Origin of the sequence: Novilysobacter erysipheiresistens (assembly GCF_036663935.1) — a bacterium.
Taxonomy (GTDB): domain Bacteria; phylum Pseudomonadota; class Gammaproteobacteria; order Xanthomonadales; family Xanthomonadaceae; genus Novilysobacter; species Novilysobacter erysipheiresistens.
This window is the reverse complement of record NZ_JAXGFP010000001.1, coordinates 285,248-302,006: the sequence shown is the minus strand read 5'-3', so window position 1 is coordinate 302,006 and position 16,759 is coordinate 285,248. Positions and strand designations below refer to the sequence as shown.

At 67.8% G+C, this 16,759-nt stretch carries 13 protein-coding genes and 1 tRNA gene; 1 reads left to right on the top strand and 13 read right to left on the bottom strand.

Going from position 1 to position 16,759, the window contains the following annotated elements; all coding sequences use genetic code 11:
- Positions 1-55 precede the first annotated feature (55 nt).
- A complete protein-coding gene (locus tag SNE34_RS01550) occupies positions 56-229 on the top strand; it encodes a hypothetical protein (protein ID WP_332614061.1) in 174 nt (57 codons plus the stop codon).
- Here SNE34_RS01550 and SNE34_RS01545 read toward each other — a convergent pair.
- The 13 genes from SNE34_RS01545 to SNE34_RS01485 form a co-directional block, all read right to left on the bottom strand.
- The gene (locus tag SNE34_RS01545) at positions 186-7,394 is read right to left on the bottom strand and encodes an LPD38 domain-containing protein (protein WP_332614059.1); all 7,209 of its coding nucleotides are present in this window, start codon (positions 7,392-7,394) and stop codon (positions 186-188) included. The genes SNE34_RS01550 and SNE34_RS01545 overlap by 44 nt on opposite strands.
- Positions 7,395-7,403: 9 nt before the next feature.
- A complete protein-coding gene (locus tag SNE34_RS01540; protein WP_332614057.1) occupies positions 7,404-8,141 on the bottom strand; it encodes a hypothetical protein in 738 nt (245 codons plus the stop codon).
- Positions 8,141-8,815 carry a hypothetical protein gene (locus SNE34_RS01535; RefSeq protein ID WP_332614056.1) on the bottom strand — a complete coding sequence of 225 codons (675 nt, stop codon included), beginning with the start codon at positions 8,813-8,815 and terminating at the stop codon, positions 8,141-8,143. The genes SNE34_RS01540 and SNE34_RS01535 overlap by 1 nt, the downstream gene beginning before the upstream one ends.
- A gap of 3 nt (positions 8,816-8,818) precedes the next feature.
- Positions 8,819-9,532 (bottom strand): hypothetical protein, encoded by a 714-nt coding sequence (locus SNE34_RS01530; protein ID WP_425604437.1) that lies wholly within the window; start codon positions 9,530-9,532, stop codon positions 8,819-8,821.
- Positions 9,533-9,534: 2 nt separating this feature from the next.
- Positions 9,535-10,029, bottom strand: a complete 495-nt coding sequence (locus SNE34_RS01525; RefSeq protein ID WP_332614052.1) for a hypothetical protein — start codon at positions 10,027-10,029, stop codon at positions 9,535-9,537.
- Positions 10,026-10,520 (bottom strand): hypothetical protein, encoded by a 495-nt coding sequence (locus tag SNE34_RS01520; RefSeq protein WP_332614050.1) that lies wholly within the window; start codon positions 10,518-10,520, stop codon positions 10,026-10,028. Before SNE34_RS01520 ends, SNE34_RS01525 begins: the two co-directional genes overlap by 4 nt.
- A gap of 34 nt (positions 10,521-10,554) precedes the next feature.
- On the bottom strand, positions 10,555-13,035 hold the full coding sequence (locus SNE34_RS01515; RefSeq protein ID WP_332614048.1) for a hypothetical protein: 2,481 nt from the start codon (positions 13,033-13,035) through the stop codon (positions 10,555-10,557).
- Complete coding sequence (locus tag SNE34_RS01510; RefSeq protein ID WP_332614046.1) at positions 13,035-13,811, bottom strand: hypothetical protein; 777 nt, start codon at positions 13,809-13,811, stop codon at positions 13,035-13,037. Before SNE34_RS01510 ends, SNE34_RS01515 begins: the two co-directional genes overlap by 1 nt.
- Positions 13,811-14,560, bottom strand: a complete 750-nt coding sequence (locus tag SNE34_RS01505; protein WP_332614044.1) for a phage adaptor protein — start codon at positions 14,558-14,560, stop codon at positions 13,811-13,813. Before SNE34_RS01505 ends, SNE34_RS01510 begins: the two co-directional genes overlap by 1 nt.
- Before the next feature lie 65 nt (positions 14,561-14,625).
- Complete coding sequence (locus tag SNE34_RS01500; protein ID WP_332614042.1) at positions 14,626-15,021, bottom strand: hypothetical protein; 396 nt, start codon at positions 15,019-15,021, stop codon at positions 14,626-14,628.
- Between the two features lie 61 nt (positions 15,022-15,082).
- Positions 15,083-15,397 (bottom strand): hypothetical protein, encoded by a 315-nt coding sequence (locus SNE34_RS01495; RefSeq protein ID WP_332614040.1) that lies wholly within the window; start codon positions 15,395-15,397, stop codon positions 15,083-15,085.
- Positions 15,398-15,451: 54 nt separating this feature from the next.
- Entirely contained in the window at positions 15,452-16,483 is a 1,032-nt protein-coding gene (locus tag SNE34_RS01490) for a phage major capsid protein (RefSeq protein ID WP_332614038.1), read from the bottom strand.
- Between the two features lie 195 nt (positions 16,484-16,678).
- Positions 16,679-16,754, bottom strand: a tRNA-Trp gene (locus SNE34_RS01485).
- Between the last annotated feature and the right edge of the window lie 5 nt (positions 16,755-16,759).

The following is a 16,759-nucleotide window of genomic DNA, read 5'->3' as shown; positions in this document are numbered from 1 at the left end:
GCCCATGCTTGCAGCCGCGGGGGAGCAATCAAGCGCGTAGGCGTATAGTGGGGCGATGGTCAAGATCGCCACCGGCATTGCCGCGCTACTCGTCGGGCTCGCCTTCGCCCTGGTCATCGGCCTGTCGGCCGGTTACATCATCGGGGCGCTCGTCCTGGCCGCCCCGATCGCGCTGGCCTACGACCTCATTCGGCGCTACCTACAACATCGCGGGTCCAAGCCTTGTTGAACTCGTGCTGGGCATATTGCCGCTGCGTGTTCAGGTTCTCGGTGATGTTGTCCCGCATCCGCGATTCCTTGCTCGGCAGCAGGCTCCCCGGCGTCCGGGTGTAGGCATCGCGCACGCTCTCGTTGCGGAACTCGGCCGCTTTCTCGGCTGCCTTGTACTTGCCGAACACCGCGTCGTCGTCCTTCACCACGATCTGCGGCCGGCCATCGGACGTGATGATGCTGCCGACCGGGCCGCGCTCGCTGGCGTTCTTGCGGCGGCGGAATCCGGCGCCCTTCAATTCGGGCATCGCCGCCAGCATCTTCTCGGCCGCTTCGGCGCCGTCGTTCTGGAAGGTGTCGCGCAGCCGGTCCAGTGAGCGCGCGATGGTGTCGCGGCGGTCGTAGAACAGCGCGTTCTGCGCCGCCTGCTCGTCGATCGAGGTCACGAACCGTTTGATGATCGGCCGATCCTGCGGCTTCATCGGCAGGTCGCCGGTGGCCTTCTGCGCCCAGGTGGCCGCATCGGTGATGAACCGGCCCGCGCCGCCGGTCAACTCGCCCAGCAGGTATTCCACGTCCTCGGGCGCCACGTCGAACCACGACAGCGACGGCGGGGTGTACTCGTCGCCGCCGCCGATCCGGTTCATGCCGGTGGCGATCAGCTTGAACACCTCCAGGGTGTCGGGCCGGCCCATGCTGGCGCGCGGAATGTCGAACTTGCTGTACGGCGCCTCGTTGCGGATCCGGTGGCCGAAGTCGTTGCGGTTTGTCTGCACGTTGACCGGAATCCGGAGCACGGTCGGCAGCAGGCCCAGCCCGCCCTCGCCGATCGGCACCGGGCTGAACGACTCGACCGTCGCCGAAAGCAGGTCCCCGGTGATGGCGCCGGCGCGGTTGGTCGGCTTGCCCTGTTCCTCGTCCAGCAGCGCGCCCGTGAGGCGCCCAGCGGCGTAGGTGAACACGTTGAGGCCGTAGGGCATCGGGATCGTGACCACGCCACCGTCCGGCGTGACCAGCACGATGTTGCGGCGCTTCACATGGTCGGGAATCTTGTTCCACAGGGGCTCGCCGTCGTCGTCCTCCATGCCCATTGCCGCCATCGCGGCCATGACCTGCACGCCGACCAGTCCCCCGGTGTAGGCCCACGACTTCGGATTTCGCAGCAGCTTCGAGACGCGATGCGCGCCCTGCATCGCCGCGTTGTAGAACAGGAACCAGGCGTTGAACTTGGAGCCGTCCATGCCCTTGCGGTTGAAGTTGACCGTCAGGTTCTTGGCGTATTCGGCCGCGGCATCGACCGACTTGCCGCGCTTGCGGAGCGTGACGTAGGCCGACAGGCGCAGCGCGTTCTCCACCGCGTCGTTGATCGAGCCCACCGCATCGCCCAGCGCACGCGCCGCCTTGGCGAGCCCGTCCGGGGAATAGCTCGAGAGTCCGCCCTTGCCGATCTTGCGGGACAGGTCCTCGGCCGAAGGCATGGCGACATAGCCGGTTTTTCCGCCGGCGTTGGCGAACTCCTTGGCCCAGGTGTCCCACTGGCCGTCGCCGCTCTTGCGGATCGACTGCCGGAACGCGGCGCGCGCGGCCAGCGGATAGTGCAAAGCGGCGTCCAGCGCCGCGGCCTCGCCGTGCTCGCTCGCCAGTCCGACCAGCCCGAACAGGGCATCGCGGCTCGCGTTCACCGGGATGAAGGCCGGGTTGTACTTGGTCAGCACCGCGGAGAAATAGCGATTGATCGCGCCGGCGTAGCGGGTGATCACCCCCAACTGGTCGACGCCGACGTTGTTCAACGCCATCGCCATCGCCTTGTTGTTGATCTGCACCTTGTAGAGCTGGCCTCGGTGACGCACGGCGACGATCGACGGGTCGCTCCAATCGTTCACCACCCGCTCGTACACCTCGCCGGCGGCATCCACCGCGCGCTCGGTCTGCACCGGCTCGACCTGCCACAGCGCCGGATTCGGGTTCGCCAGCACCAGCCGCATGACGGCGCGCCCCACCCGCGCCTTCTCGGCCAGGATCACGGATCGCTGCGAGTCGGCGATGACGTTGGCGATAATGTCCGTCGCCCGGTTGCCGGCGCCACGGCCCAGGGCTTGCTTCACCGGCTGCGCGCGCGTGTCCAGCCCGCGGCCGGGGCCGGCACTGTTCGCCTCGAAGTCGGTTTCGGCGGTTTCCTTGCCCTTCAACGGCACGTAGGCGGAATACTGCGCCTCCATCGCGTCGTGCTGCTCCTGGGTGATGAGCCCGTGTTGCAGCAGGCGGCGGCGGGTCGCGCGGGTCATCGCGTCGATGCGCTTCGCCAGCGGGTCCAACTTCGCCTTGTCGGTGCCGGCCAGGATTGCGTCGGCCTCGGCGTTGGTCATGCCGGAGCCGCCATCGGGCATCGCCGGGTTGATCTCGGCGATCTTGGCGTTGCGCTCCTTGGCGTGGCGGGCGTACAGGTATTCCTCCAGCGCCGCCGGCTTCACGCCGGCCGCCTTCATCGCCTCCATCAGCGGGACGATCTGCGCCTCCTCGATGCGGTCCAGCCCTTCCTTGACTCGGCCGTGCATGAGGTTTTCCAGCCGGTAGACGTTCTGCGCGTCCGGGATGGCCTGCCCGACTTGGCTGGCGATCTGGTTCTGCACGTCGCGCCACGACAGCATCTTGTCCTGCAGGCTCGCGCGGGCGCGGCTCAACTCGCCCTTGCGGCCTTCCCATGCGCCGCTGTCGTAGTTCCAACCGGCTGCGCCACGGTTGATCTCCAGCGCGTCGGCCGCTTCGTTGCGGCGCTGCTCGGCGCGATTACCGGCCTCCACCGACTCCAGGATGGAATCGCGTTCGGGCACGTATGGCCGACCTTCGCGCTTCGCGACCTCGGATGCAGGGTCATGAGGCTGCGGGTCATAGCCCCACTCGACCCATGAATCCCCGTTCGTCCACAAGTCGCGGGGGCGCACGGTCATTTTCTGAATGCGATAGTCGCCATTGAGGGCGCCTTCGCCATGATCTTCGGCATAGGAACGAACAGGCGTCACCCAGCTGCCGCGCTGAATCTTGTTGCCCTTGATCGATTTCGGGACGGCTCGGTACACCTCGACGAAGCCGTTGGGCTTCTCCCGCATACGGCGGATCAGGTTGTAGGCTTCGCTGTCCCACGAGGCTTCGCCCGTGCCGTAGTAACGCAGCCCATTGGCCGAGTACACGTCGTCGGGGTAGCTTCCATTGAGCGCGACGTTCCACAGAGGTGACCCGCTGCTGCTGTCTGGCGCCTCATGCTCGCCGCGATAGTCGTCAGGCTCCATGCTCGCAAGGCTATCAGCCCCGACGGTCGTCGCGGCATCCCCATCCACCGCCTGCCAAGCCGCCTCCAGCAGCCCGCGAACGTCCTCGTCGGTGAAGGGCTCCAGCCCGACAAGCCCGTTGAATAGCACCTTGAGCCGGCGCAGGAAGTTCTCGACCGCACGCGCGACCTTGGCGCGGATGCCCTCGGGCACCGGCACGTTGTAGCGGCTCTCGATGTGGGCGTAATCGCCAGTGCGGACGGCTGCGGCCAGTTCGGCCAGGGCTTCCTCGGTCGCCAGTAGCCGCTCGTCGCCGCCCAGCTTCCGCTCCTTGGTGATGGCGTCTGCGACCTTCGCCACGGTCGGGTTCTGCATGGCGATTCGCAGCGCCGGGTCCAGCTTGTCGCCCAGCAGGGCGCGCAGTCCCTTGTGGCCGGCAATTTCGTGGGCCGCATTCCACACCGCACGCTCGGGCGTCGTCACCACGTCGGTGAACAGATACACGTCCTTCGTCACCGGGTCGTACAGTGCCGCCGTCCGGCCGCGCCCGCTTCGCTGCTCCATGCGGCGCTCCACGCCAGCGCGCAATCGCTCGGGCAGTCCAGCGATGCCGTCCAGATACTTGACCTTTGCGGCAACCGGGCCAAGCGCCGCGTCGATCGCTTCGCGCAGCCCCAGCAAGTCGGCGGCATCCTCGCCGCTCTCGCGGGATTGCTCGGCACTCCGGGCCGGCGAGCGGTTGAAGGCGGCGCGCTCGGATGGGGTCAGGTCGGATTCGGAGAGTTCGGCCGCTTCCTCGCTGGCTAGGATCGACGGATCGGCCGGGTCGAACGCACCGCTGTTGCCGGTGGCGGATTTGATCTGCGTTGGCTGGAACACCGCCAGCACGGACGGGTCTTTCAGTACCAGTCCGCGCGACGTGGTGAAGCTCTCGCCCTCGACCATGAGGCCGTCGAAGCCTTGCGCGATCAACTCGTCGCGCCACCGCTCGAACCATGTGCCGTCTTTGGCGTGACGGTCGCGGATAGCGTCCCATCGGCCGCTGCTGATCCGCTTGGGCTTCTCCATTTTCAGGTAGGTGGCTATCTTGTTGCCGCCGAACAGGTCCGCGAAACTCTCGTCCTCGGCAAACCAGAACCCGAACTTGGACGGGCCATCGCCGGCCTTTGCACGGTCGAACACCTCGAACGGCGTGTCCTCGGTCCCGTGATACACCACCAGCGGCTCGCCATCGGCGTCGACCACCTTGGAGTCGCCGAACCACCGCTTGAACGCCGGGCTGTCGGTTTGGTCCTCGACCGACTCAAGCGCCTCGCTGGTGGGCTGGTCGACAATCGCCTGCGCCGGCCGCGCACCCGCGAACAACTCGCCGTCACCGGCCAGCATGTCGGTACGGCCGGTGCCGGTCTTGCCATCGCGGCGGGCGTCACGGGAGCGCTGCGCGTCGTCGATGAAGTCGCGCGCGCTCGGGGCGCCGAACAGGCCAGCACTCGGTGGCGGGGCTACTTCTTGGGGGCGGGGCGAGGGGTCGGCTTGGAGGCTGAAACCGGCTTGCCCGCCTTCGCCCTCTTGTACGCGGACACGAATGCCGCCTGCTTCTGCTTGTCGGTCAGTGCCACGGTCGGCCTCCGCTCGGTAGATTTCCTGCCACAGACGGGCAGCATACGCCCCATCGGGTTCGTTTTCGGATTGAGTTAGGTCGAAGTCATGCACGCCGGCATCGGCGGCGCGCTGCGCCAGTTCGGCGATCGACAGCAGTTCGGCCTCGTCGCCGATACTGACCGCCTCGCCGGCCTCGCTCTCCACCTCATCGAACCACGCCGCCAGGTCCTCGTCGGGATCGCGGTCGGCCGGGGTTTCCTCGGGGCCGTAGCGATCGGCCTGGACCTGCATCTGCAGTTCCAGCATCCGGTCGTCGTTCAGCGGACCCACCGGCTCTCCGGCCAGTGCTCGGCTCACCATGTCCCACACGTCGTTCAGGTCGATCGTCGGCGGCGCGTTCGGATCTTCGTCGGGGAAGTAGCCCTCCTCGATCATCATTTCGCGCAGCGAGTCCAGCGGGATTCCGTTCTTGCCGTACAGCGGCCGGATGCCGCGGCGGGCGTTCAACTCGGCCGGGTCGACGCCCATGCGCGCCGCATCCTCGCGGCTGATGCCACCGGCGCCGGCGATCATGTCCAGCAGCGGGTTGTAATCGGCCTCGCGCCTAGACTCCACGTCGGCCTTGGCGACCGGCACGCGCCCGACGCCCGGCACGTTGACCGCGCCGCCACCCATTGCCGTCTCGCGGTAGCCGAATGCGGGCGACGGGTCGAAGCTGTCGCGCGCCTCCCAATCCTGCCAGCGCCCGGCCTTGCGGCTGCGGACGTGCCAGGTGCCATCGGGCAACTGCAACGCCTGGGCGCTCGAGTTGTTCTTGCCGTTGCCGCGCTGGTACAGCTTGCCAAGGTCGGCGCCGGCACCCGCAGGAGCCGACTGCGGGGCCGACGCCTGCCCGGATTGCTCCGGGGTGAGGATCTGCGCCGGCTGGCTTGTACGCACCTCGGGCGCCTCTAGGGCAGGTGGCGCAGCCGGCGCAGATTCGGGAGCCGGTCGACGGAAACGCGCGTCGGGGTCGGCGGGTTCGGGGTCGCCCAAGGCGGCAGCGATGCGCGCCTCGTCCAGCACGGGCGCGGGCGTCGATTCGGGCTCGATGCCAAGTTCGGCCGCAACGGCAGGGTCCAGCAGGTTGCGGACAAGAAGTTCGGCAATGTCGGCGTCATCCTCGGGGGCGATGGCGTCGTCTTGGGCTTGCGGCGCCGTCCGCGGTGCCGGCTCGGGGTCGCCGAGTGGCGCGGGGGCCGGTGCGGGCGGGGCTGCTTGCTCACGCTGCAGCAGGCGCGGCGCGCTGATCGCCGCGTTCGCGCCGCCGCCCACCAGGCCGCCAACGCCGGCCGCTTCCAGCGCGTCGGTGATTTGCTGCAGCACCGGCGTCTCGTTGCCGGTCGCCTGGCCGGTGATGTTGGTCTGCGCCAGCGACACGCCCAGTTCCTGCAGGCCCTCGGCAAGCGCCGCCTGTGCCACGCCGCCGTCGCCCATCACGCGCGGAAGGCTGACGCCCTCGCCCGCGGCTTCGGCCAGCGCGGACAGCGCGCCCGCTTCGGCGGCATCCAATCGACCGATGCCATCGCCCCGAAGGTCGGTGTAGGTCTGGCCGCCGGTGACGCCACCCATGAGGGCGGAACCGGCCGCCGGGCTGCGGGTTGCCAGCGCCGCGGCGAACAGCGGCGCCGATTCGGTCGCCATCGTGCCCAGCCGTTGCCCCTGGATTTGCAGCGCCGCCGTGGGGTCGGTCAGGTAGTCGCCCAGTCCCGGCATGTCGCCGATCTCGGCCATCGCGGCCTCGCGCTCGGCCGCAATCTCGCGGTTCGCGCCCAGTGCGTCGGCCGCCATCGCGCGCGCGCCCAGCGGATCGCTGACGGCCTCGGGCACGGCCACGCCGGCGGCATCGAGCCACAGCGGAACGGGGTTGGACTGCTGCACGGCCTGGTCGATGAGGTCGCCCAGCGTGTGCGTGACGCCGGCGACCGCGCTGGCCGCGCCGCGCTGGAAGGTGTCGGCAAACTCGGTGTCCGCAATGCCACGCGCGATCGGCGCGGTGATCTGCCCCAGCGCCGCGGCCGGGTTGGTGATCGCCCCAAGGATGCCGCCCAGCAGATCGCCGCCGGCAATGCCTTCGGGCTCGACCACATCGCCGAGCGCGACCGGCGTCGGCGCACCCACGCTGACGTTCGGGATCGCCGGTCGGGCCGTGCTGTCGGCCGTCGCCTGCACGCCGCTGAAATCCACGGGCGCGCGGTCGAAGTCGCCCCACAGGTCATCGCTTGCCTGCGGCTTGGCTGCGGTCCCCGCCTCGAAGTCGTCCCACAAATCAGCCACGGGTGATCCTTACTTGATGGGGGTCGCGATCTTCTTGGCAACGCCGGGGTAGCCCTTGCGGACCAGGTATTCGGCAACGGCAGCCGGGTCGGCGCCGCCGGCGATGCGGTCACGCGCCTGCGCCAGCACCTCGGCCTCGCTGGAGGCGGTCGTCTCGCGGCGCGGTGCCGGTGGGCGATTGGCGCGGATCAGCGAGGCTTGTGCCGCCGCTTCATCGCGCTGCAGGTCGCCCAGCGTGCCCGCGGTCGGGACATACGGGTCGCCCGCCACCACGTCGGCACCGCTATTGATGTACGCGCCGCCGAGTTCGATCGTCGGCTGGAACTCGTCACCGACCGCGCCGGCATTGAAGCGGTTGGCCGCCGGAATGTCGCCCAGCACCAGCGCCTCGTTGGCGAGGTTGGTCAGGTCGTAATAGCCCGGCCGCTGACCCTCGCCCAACTGCGACATATTGGCGGTCGTGTTGCTGCCCAGGATGATGTCGCCAAGCGCGGCCTGCTCGGGGCTCATGCCCACGTCGATCAATGCTTGCCGGTATCCGGTCTGCCGCTTCTCCGCGCGAACGGCGTCGATCATCGCCAGCGACCGCGCCCGGCGCGCATCCTGCATCGCCTTGTCGCGCGAGTACCCCTTGCGCTGGGCGTCGTAGTTGTCGCCCAACTGGTCGACGTAGGCGCTGCCATCGGACTGCAGGCCGCCGGCAAGGGCGTTGCCGATCTGCGCGCCAAGCTCGAAGGGGTCAGCCATTACCGGCCTCCACCGTAGGCGTTGAGCCAGTTGGCCCCGCCCGCAGTGCTGGGCGGGGCGGTCATGTAGGGCTGCTGGCCGGCCGTTCCGGTGTAACTGCCACCCATGCCGCCGCCACCCATCGCCCCGGCCACGCCAGACGCCACGCCGGCCGCGAGGTCGACGTTCGGGTTGCGCCGGATCGCGCGCATCCGAAGCTCGTCGATGAACCGCTGGCCCTGCGACTCACGGCCGATCAGGCCCAGGTCAGTGGTCAGGTTGCCGTAGCCAAACGCCTCGCCCTGGCGCTGCAGGCCCGGCGCGTCCATCCGAGCCACCAGCCCAGCGGTGTCGGCCGCGTACTGCTGCACGCCCTCGGCGGCCTTCGCCGAGTCGGCCTTGAACGCATCGCCGCCGATCGCCGGGTCGATGCCGCCGGACTCCCAGCCCTTGCGGCCACGCTGGAGCCCCTGCATGTACTCGTCCAGCCGGTCGGCGCGCTCGTCCGCGGCGGTGCTGGCCTGCAACTCCTGCACCTCCTCATTGACCTTGGTGTCGGCCTCCTTCTGCTTCTTGCCCTGCTCGATGAGGCTCATCGCGAGCTGGTCGTCTTGCTTGCGCTCGACTCGCTTGGTTTCGGCGCTCTGCGCCGCGGCACCGGCGAGGCCGATGGCAAGGGGGATGAACTGGCCCATTACTTACCCTCCATAGGGCATTGCGCTGCCATACGGGCCGAAACCCGAATCCTGATTCGCCCGGCGCCGGTCGGCGGTTTCCTGCGCGCGAGTGAGGTATTGCTGGAACGTGCCGAACGCCTGCGCCGGCGCATCGAAGCGCGAGGTGGTGCGCTGGCTTTCGAGGTTCGACCGCATGGCGGCCTGCGACTGTTGCGCCGCGGTCGTCGTATCCAGGCCGGAAGTCGCCAGCGCAATGAGCCGGGCGCGGGCCTCCTGGTCCTGCGCGCGCAAGGCCGAGCCGGCGCCGAGCGCCTTCTGGTTCACGTCGATCAAGCCGCGGGCGTACTGCTCGGCCACGTCGATGTTCTTGTCGCGCTGCACGCTGCCGCCGGTCAGTCCGGCCCGCTGCATCGCGAACTTGAGGTCGCGGTCGGTTTCGCCCTTCTGGTCGTCCAGCCCTTGCCGGTAGAACTGCCGGGTCGCATCCACGAAGTCGGCGATCTCGCCCTCGCGGCGCGGGTCGTTGAATACCGCGTTGATCTCGCCCTGGGTCTTGCGGATCTGCGCCTGGCGCTCCTCCTCCAGACGCGCGGCGCGGTCGGCGGCAGACTCTTTCTTGGGCTCCTTGATGATCCAGCCCGCCGGGTCGGCCCAGCGCCCCGCCTTCCCGCCAAACACGCCAAGCGGGTCGGTGATCTTGTCGAACGTCTCCTCTTTGAGAAACCCGTTGCCCACGGTCAATCCTCCTGCACGGGCTTGATTCGGACGAACATCACGGCATCGCTGCCGTTCGCGCAGTAGCGGCGCAGCACGGCCTCGTGGGCATAGCCCAGTGCGCGCTCGTACCACTCGAACGTCTTGTCGCGCCCGGCCAGCGCGATCAACTGCAGCCGGTGAACGTCGGGGCGGGCGAGCATCTGGTCGTTGAGCCGGCGGGTGATGCGGCTGATCGCGCGCCAGTGCTTCGCCCAGCCGTCGACCGTGCCGGCCTGCCAGCCCTCCCACACGCCGGGGCGCACGCGGAAGAACCCGCCGGCCACCGCCGGCAAGCCGTCGTCGCCGACAATCAGGAACGCCGGGCCGGGAGTCGCGACGAACAGCCGCGCGGCCTCGTCGGGGTCGTACTCGGCCGCACCGGTGCCGGCCATGTACTGCTCGATCTCGTCGGGCCGCATGAGCCGGGCGAGGTAGGCCAGGTCGGTCACGGTCGGGCTGGTCACGGTGACGCTCACGGGCCACCCCGCAGCGGCTTGGCCGACAGCAACACGCTCTGGACGTTCCACGCCTCCCCGCCGGCGAACTCGAGCTTCACCGACATGGTGGGCGCGCTCACTGGGAACGGGATGATCCCGCCCGGCAAGGTGTCGGGGTCGAGCTGGTAGCCATCTGTGAAGATCGACGGATCGCGCTGGTCGTATCCGATGCTGATGCTCGGCCCCTGACCTGTGCCGACGTAATCGAAGCCCTCCAGCATCTTCGTCGCGCCGGGCGAGCCGAAATCCAGCCACGGCCACCAGACGGTGCCAGTGAAGTTCACCGGGGCGCCGGCCACGTCGTCGGTGACTGCCTCCTCGGAAACCATGCTGATCGTGTCCCCATTGCGGATATAGAGGACATTGCCAAGCTGGGCGAAGCAATCAACCGCGAACGGGAAGATGTAACGGCTCCACGCGCCTTTCTTGCCGGCGCTGGTCATGGTGTAGACGAAAACCGTGCTGGTCATGACTGCCCCTTGCTGCATCGGAAGTCGGGGGCGGTCATGCGGCAGCCTCGTAGTTCGTAGCAATGTCACGGGCTTCCGCCAGGCCGGTCGCCGCAGAATCCCACGTCACACCGTCCGCGCTGCCGCTTACCTGCGTTCCCGAGAAGATGTAGAACTTCCCGCCGGAGAACACGACCCCGCCAGCAACGGGCGATGTGGCGGTGAACGTCTGTGTGGCGTAGGTCGCCCACGCATCGGCACTGGTCAGCACTTGTCCGCCTTCGCAAACGGCGACCCAAAGGCTGTTTCCGTATGCCACTCCGACGACCGCGCTTGGAGCGTCATCGACCCGGCTTGTCCAGCCCACTAGCGGATCGACCGAGGTGCGTATCTGCCCGATCGTGCCGCTGCTGTCTTGGCGCCCCCCGGCGACCCACAGGCCATTGGCGTAGTTGGCGCAGTCCATCTGATAGCCGAACACCGCGCTACCTTTTGCTGTGGTAAGTCCGCCATCCACGCTGTAGCGGTACGGTCCCTGAACGGTCCCGGCAACGCCGAATATCCACACGCCGTTCCCGTAAGCGGCGCAGGTATATGTTGCATCTGCGTCGTAAACGCTTACGAACGAGGCCGCGTCGTCGGACGAGCGGAAACGCGAACCCGATGATCCCGCCGCCACCCATGCGCCATCGCCGTAGGCGACTGCTGCTATGGCTGCGGCGGTGCCTGCGTAGGTGCTGGGCGACCACGCCAACAGGTCGGCGCTCCGGCTGCATTCGGTGGAGCTAATCGCCACCCACTGTCCACCTCCGTATCCGCACGCGGACCGGGCGGACAGGGACGCTCGCGGAATGTCGGTGAAGGTCGCCCCGTCCTCCGATGTTTGCGCTGCCGGAGTGGTGCTGCCGGAGCCGGGCGTTCCAATCAGCAGCAAAATCACGGGCGTGATGGTCGCCGAGTCCACCAGCGTTGCTACCGCCCCATCGCTGTCAGTGACACTCACGGTCCAGGTGTAATCGCCCTCGGCGGTGTAGTCGTAGGTGACAAGGCCGGTTGCGTCCATCGTCGCGCCCGGCGGCAGCGAGCCACTGGAAATGGCGAACGTGTGCGGCAACACGCCGCCGCTTGCGGTGTACTGGTAGGTGCCGGAGTCGCCTACAAATCCGCCCGGCAGGTCGCCGGAGATGGTCAGCGCGGGCGGCGGGTAGTCGGTGAACGCGAGCCAGTACTGTCCCGCGCCGGGGTAGTAGGCCGAGTGGATCTTGTTGTCGTTCGCCACGGCGACCCGAACCGCATCGCGTACCAACACGTCGATCGGGCTGCCCACGTCACCGGCGGCCAAGTTCTCGGCTGCGTTGGCGATGCCGACACTGCGAACGCCCTGCTGCGACAGGTAGAGCAGGTCGTTTGCCACGGCTTGCGCCGCCAGCGTCCACGTTGAGCCGACGCCCTCCATCTGGTCCAGTTGCGCCATTGCAGCCGGATCGGGGTCGACTTGGTAGAGCTGGAAGCCGTTGGCGTTGAAGCAGGCGAGATTGCCGCGGTATGGCGCCAGCACGGCCATGTCGTTCGCGTTGGCCTGGTTCATGCCCGTGGGCAGATAGCCCGCGTCGTTCTCGCTGGTCCAGTCGAGCGGGTTGGCGGTCGCGCTGAACCGGGTAATGTCGCCATCGGCGGCGAACACCTTGCCGGCCATGATCGCGACGACCTTCGTATTCGGGCAGTTCTCGTCCTCGACCGCGCGCGTGATGCACTCCCACTGCACCGTGCCGTCGCTCACCACGGCGCCCGGCTGGGTCGGCCAGTTCGGCTCGGTGCCGCCGGATTCGGCGATCGGACTGGCGATCCACGTCACCCGCGAGGCAAGCACCGCCTCCCAAATGACCTCGTTGTCGATGACCTGCACGCCCAGCGATTGCGGCCAGGCGGGCTCGGAGGCGGCGGATACGCCGGCAGCCGGCTGCACGGCGCGGTAGAACAGCGCATCGGCCGGGATGCGGTAGGTGCCGGTGACGACAAGATCGTCACCGTACACCCCGTCATTGGAGTCCTGGTACAGACCGATGCCGGCGCGCGCGTAGGATGCCCCGATGGGGGCAACTGCCGTGATGGTCGACTCATGCCATGCGCCATCCTTGCCGTCGTTGACCACGTTGCCAAGGTCATCCGAGCCGATCTGCACGCCGCCGGCGTCGTACCAGCGCAGGATCACCAGTCCGCGAGTGTGGTCAACGTCCGACGCGCCCTGTTGGATCCGGCACGTCGCGGTGATGGACTCGCCGGCCGCAGTCGGGATCTGCGTCTGGTTCAGCGCCTCGCCGCTTGCGGCGCTGCCGGGGACGTAGCAGTAGTGCCCAGGGCCGTCGTAGCCGTTGGTCGTCGTGTAGGCGACCCCACCGGTGAAGTCCCAGCCGGTCGCGCCGCCGGAGAAGTCGCCATTGGCGACGTTGCTGGAGGTTGCCGGCTGCACCGACGCCGGCTGCACCAGGTCGCCGGGCAGGTATAGGGTTCCGGGCTTCCAGATGGGCGCGGGCATTACAGAATCCCGCCTTCTGGCTTGCTGCCGCCGATGTTGCGGTAGCGCGCGATGGTGACGGGCGGCATCTGCGCGGTCGGCGGCGGATCGCTCGGCTGCGGCACCTCGGAGGCGTTCAGGTCGACGTTCTCGTCAATGCGCGCGCCATCCTCGGTCGGCCAGTCCGGCTCGGTCAGCCCGGAGCGCGGCGCGGCACCCAGCACTTCGTTCACGGTGTACTTGAAGCCGTTGGCGGTCGTCGGCTCCACCACGTCGCCCACCGAACGCGCCACCTCGGGCGCCCATAGCGGGTTCGGGGCGTCCATCCGCTTGGCGCGGTACACGTAGCCGTTCGGCACGCTGGGCGCGACCAGTTGGCCAGCGCGGTAGTGCGTATTGGCCGCCCAGGCGTCCGGCTGCTGCAGCCAGTAGTGCCGAATATCGCCGTTGGCGAACTCGGCCACCACGTACAGGATTTGCATGATCGGGCTGGCAAAGTGAATGTCAGCAAGCGCCTGCGTGTCGTCGGTCGGGTGGATGACCTGCTCGCACGTCACCCCGGCCGGGACGGTCTTCGCCAGGTGCGAGAACACGGTCAGGCCGTTGTTGAACGCGCACAGCCCTTTCGTCCCCGCCGGCAGCGCATAGGCTTGCTCGGTGCCGGGCCGGCTCACGATCGCGCCGCTGGCGTCGACGTAGCCGTTTACCAGGTCGTATAGCGTGTCCTTGTCGGCGCCGCCCTTGACCCGCTGGCGCGAGATCCCGCCCTTGCTCGCGTTGAGCTGGAACATCGCCATCAGGGAAACGGCACCGATGGACGCGGCTGCACGTACACGCCATCGGCGCGGTCATCGCGGCCCGGCACGTAGCGGCGGGTGTGGTGGCTGCCGGCCACGAGGTTGTCGATCATTACCTCCAACTGCTGCACGTAGTTGTTCGCGTCCGGCTGGCCGTAGTGGCTTTTGGCGTTCGCCAGCGCCAGCAGGAACACCAGTTCGGAGTCGATCGTGGTCTTGTCGGTGTCGGCGGCGAACGCCTCCAGCCCGAAATGGCCCTTCACGACGAGGTTGCCGTTCGTTTCCTCGGGCGTCGGCCACACCTCGATGCACTGGCGGATTTCGTACCGCTGCGGGCGTCCGGTCTGGTCGTGCGAGTAGAGTTCCGGCGGGATGCCGCATACGAGCGGTTCCCATATCCCGTCGCGCTCGATGCCGACCCACGTCACCTTGCGCGGATCCAGCCGCTTCGTACATGGCGTGGTCGGATCGGTCTGCTCGGCGTTGTCGGGCAGGTCGTACAGCCGAACGTCGACCGTCAGCGGCCAGGAGAAGAACCGCTCGGTGCGAAGCACGCCATTGGGACGGTTGTAGAGCGCGACCTGCGCGCTCTGCAGGAAGTCGTTGAGCATCACCGCCATGCCCGGCGGCGGGTTCGCGGCCTGTGCGCCGTAGCCCAGCCGCGACATGAGCCGGGTGCGGAGCGCCAGCAGGGTCGCGTTGTCGGTCGTGTCGTCGCACGCGCAATTAATGCTGTCGGTGATCGCCACGCCCTACCCCTCTGCGAAGCGGGCCGACGTGATGCCGGCCCGCGTGGTCCCGCGGTACTGCGGCCTTACTCGGCCTTCTCGGCTTTCGCCTTCTTCGCGTCGGCCTTGGCCGGCTTCTTGTGCTTGATGACGCTCGACTGCGGTGCCGGATCGTTGCGACCGCGACCCAGGTCGAAGCCGTGGGCCTCCAGCGCGGACGGGCCGGCGCGGAAGGCGAGGTTCAGCGGGTTGGCGTCGTTGAGCCGGCGATACCGGCGGAACAGGCGCGACCACTCCGCGTCGGCGTTGACGTTCAGTTCGATCTCGTCGTCCGTCTCGCCCTGGACACGGACGTTCGCGGGGCCGTGCATCGCGCGCAGCACCTCGATTTCGTGCTTCGGGACGTAGGCGGACAACGTGGTGGCATTGCGCGGCGTGCCGATCAGCACGTCGTACAGCGGGAGGGTGATCGTTTCGCTCACGGGTCGGTCCTCGTGATGAGTGAAATGAAAGCGCCCCCGAGTCGGCAGGCGCTCGGATGGATCAGGCTTCCAGCCACGCGCTGACGGTGCCGGCGGTGCCCACCGCGCTCACGCGCACGCGCATGTACGGCTGCAGGGTCACCTCGGCCTTGACCATTGACGCGGTGATTGCAGAGACGGTCATCAGCGTGGTGTACGTGGTGTCATCGTCGGAACCCTCGATCAGGACGGTCGGGGTGCCGGTGGCGCCGGTCAGGTTGATCGTGGCGATAGCGTTGAAGCCGCGGGAGAATGGGGAGCCATCCATTTCCACGCCGGTCTGCGCGACGGCACTGGTCAGAACCGCGCCGGCGCCGAGAATCTTGAGCTTGCTCATCGGGAATACCTCTGGATGCGGGAGAGAAGCCCCGGCCGGAGCCGGGGCGTCAGGTCAGGCGATGGACAGCACGGCCAGCGCGTTGCGCTTGTTGCTGGTCATGGCGTACTTCGTGGTCTTGCCGAAGTAATGGACGTAGCGATCCGGCAGCCGCTCGGGCTTGCGATCGCGCATCCACTCGCCCTTGACCGGGCGCAGCTTCACGGCGTCGTTGAGGAAGTAGGCCGTCTTGGTCTGCGTGGTGGTGCCCAGCAGGGTGTCCAGCGCCTCGAAGGTCGGGTCCCACTGCAACGGGATGCCGTGGAAGAACAGCGCCCCGGTGCTCGGGTCGATGGTCACGCCGCCCTTGGTGTTGACGATCTGGCGGTTGACCACCGCGTTGGCCTGGGTGCGGTAGTTGTCCATGAACGCCTGGCCGCACGGGATGAACTTCGGCAGCATCCCGCCGTAACGACGGCAGTCGTCATAGGTCGCCTGCATCTGGTCGACCACGGTCGCCGCGACGATTCCCAGGTTGGCGTTGTTCTGCCAGTAGGTATCGACGGCCGCGTCGATGCCGCCCACGGTGCCGGTCGCCGGGCTCGGGTCGATGATGTGCGCCAGTCCGGGGGTGGCCTTGGTCGACTGCGAACCGTCGCGCAGGGTCTCGAACGCGAGGTGCTCCTGCAGGCCGTTCTTGAGCGCCCGGTAGTTCTCGGTCAGCAGGTTGATGAGCGTGTCGCGCTCGGCCTTGGTCGGCACCGAATCGCCGCCATCGGCCAGGTGGATGCCCGCCTGGATCAGACGATCCTCGTCCAGCCAGAAGCCGTCGTGGACGTTGGCGTAGGTGAAGTCGGTCCACTTCGCCGGGTCACGCTCGTTGTAGGTCACGGCGTCCGCGCCGAAGTAGTTCTGCGCGTTGCTGTCGTTGCTGGTGTAGATCGGCTGCTTGAAGGAACCGTTGCCGAAGCTGGACTCCTCCTTGTTCTTGACGAGCCAGTCCAGCGTCACGTGATTGACGTTGATCTGGTCCATCGGGTTTTCTTTCTGGTAGGTCTTGAGCGAGTAGTTCGCACCCGACACCAGTTGCGCGGCGGTCATGGGCATGGTCGTAGCCTCGGATCGAAGTTGATGGGTTGGTTTCCATCCACGTCGAAGGCGGCGAGCCCTTCATACGGCCATGCCGGGCGCGACTCCGGCTTACTGCTTCGTGGTCGCGGCTGTCAGCCGCAGGTCAAGCGTGAACTCGGGCGAAAAGCAGTCAAGCGCGAAAAGAAAACCCCGCCGAAGCGGGGCTTGTTGTGGCGAACCGGGTAGGACTCGAACCTACAACCTTCGGCTTTGGAGGCCGCTGCTCTGCCAGTTGAGCTACCGACTCTTGAA

Bases quoted from the DNA above. Each gene is read 5' to 3' on its own strand.
- SNE34_RS01550 (WP_332614061.1), top strand. From the start codon at position 56: ATGGTCAAGATCGCCACCGGCATTGCCGCGCTACTCGTCGGGCTCGCC.
- SNE34_RS01520 (WP_332614050.1), bottom strand. From the start codon at position 10,520: ATGACCAGCACGGTTTTCGTCTACACCATGACCAGCGCCGGCAAGAAA.
- SNE34_RS01510 (WP_332614046.1), bottom strand. From the start codon at position 13,811: ATGGCGATGTTCCAGCTCAACGCGAGCAAGGGCGGGATCTCGCGCCAG.
- SNE34_RS01535 (WP_332614056.1), bottom strand. From the start codon at position 8,815: ATGGGCCAGTTCATCCCCCTTGCCATCGGCCTCGCCGGTGCCGCGGCG.
- SNE34_RS01515 (WP_332614048.1), bottom strand. From the start codon at position 13,035: ATGCCCGCGCCCATCTGGAAGCCCGGAACCCTATACCTGCCCGGCGAC.
- SNE34_RS01490 (WP_332614038.1), bottom strand. From the start codon at position 16,483: ATGCCCATGACCGCCGCGCAACTGGTGTCGGGTGCGAACTACTCGCTC.
- SNE34_RS01540 (WP_332614057.1), bottom strand. From the start codon at position 8,141: ATGGCTGACCCCTTCGAGCTTGGCGCGCAGATCGGCAACGCCCTTGCC.
- SNE34_RS01495 (WP_332614040.1), bottom strand. From the start codon at position 15,397: ATGAGCAAGCTCAAGATTCTCGGCGCCGGCGCGGTTCTGACCAGTGCC.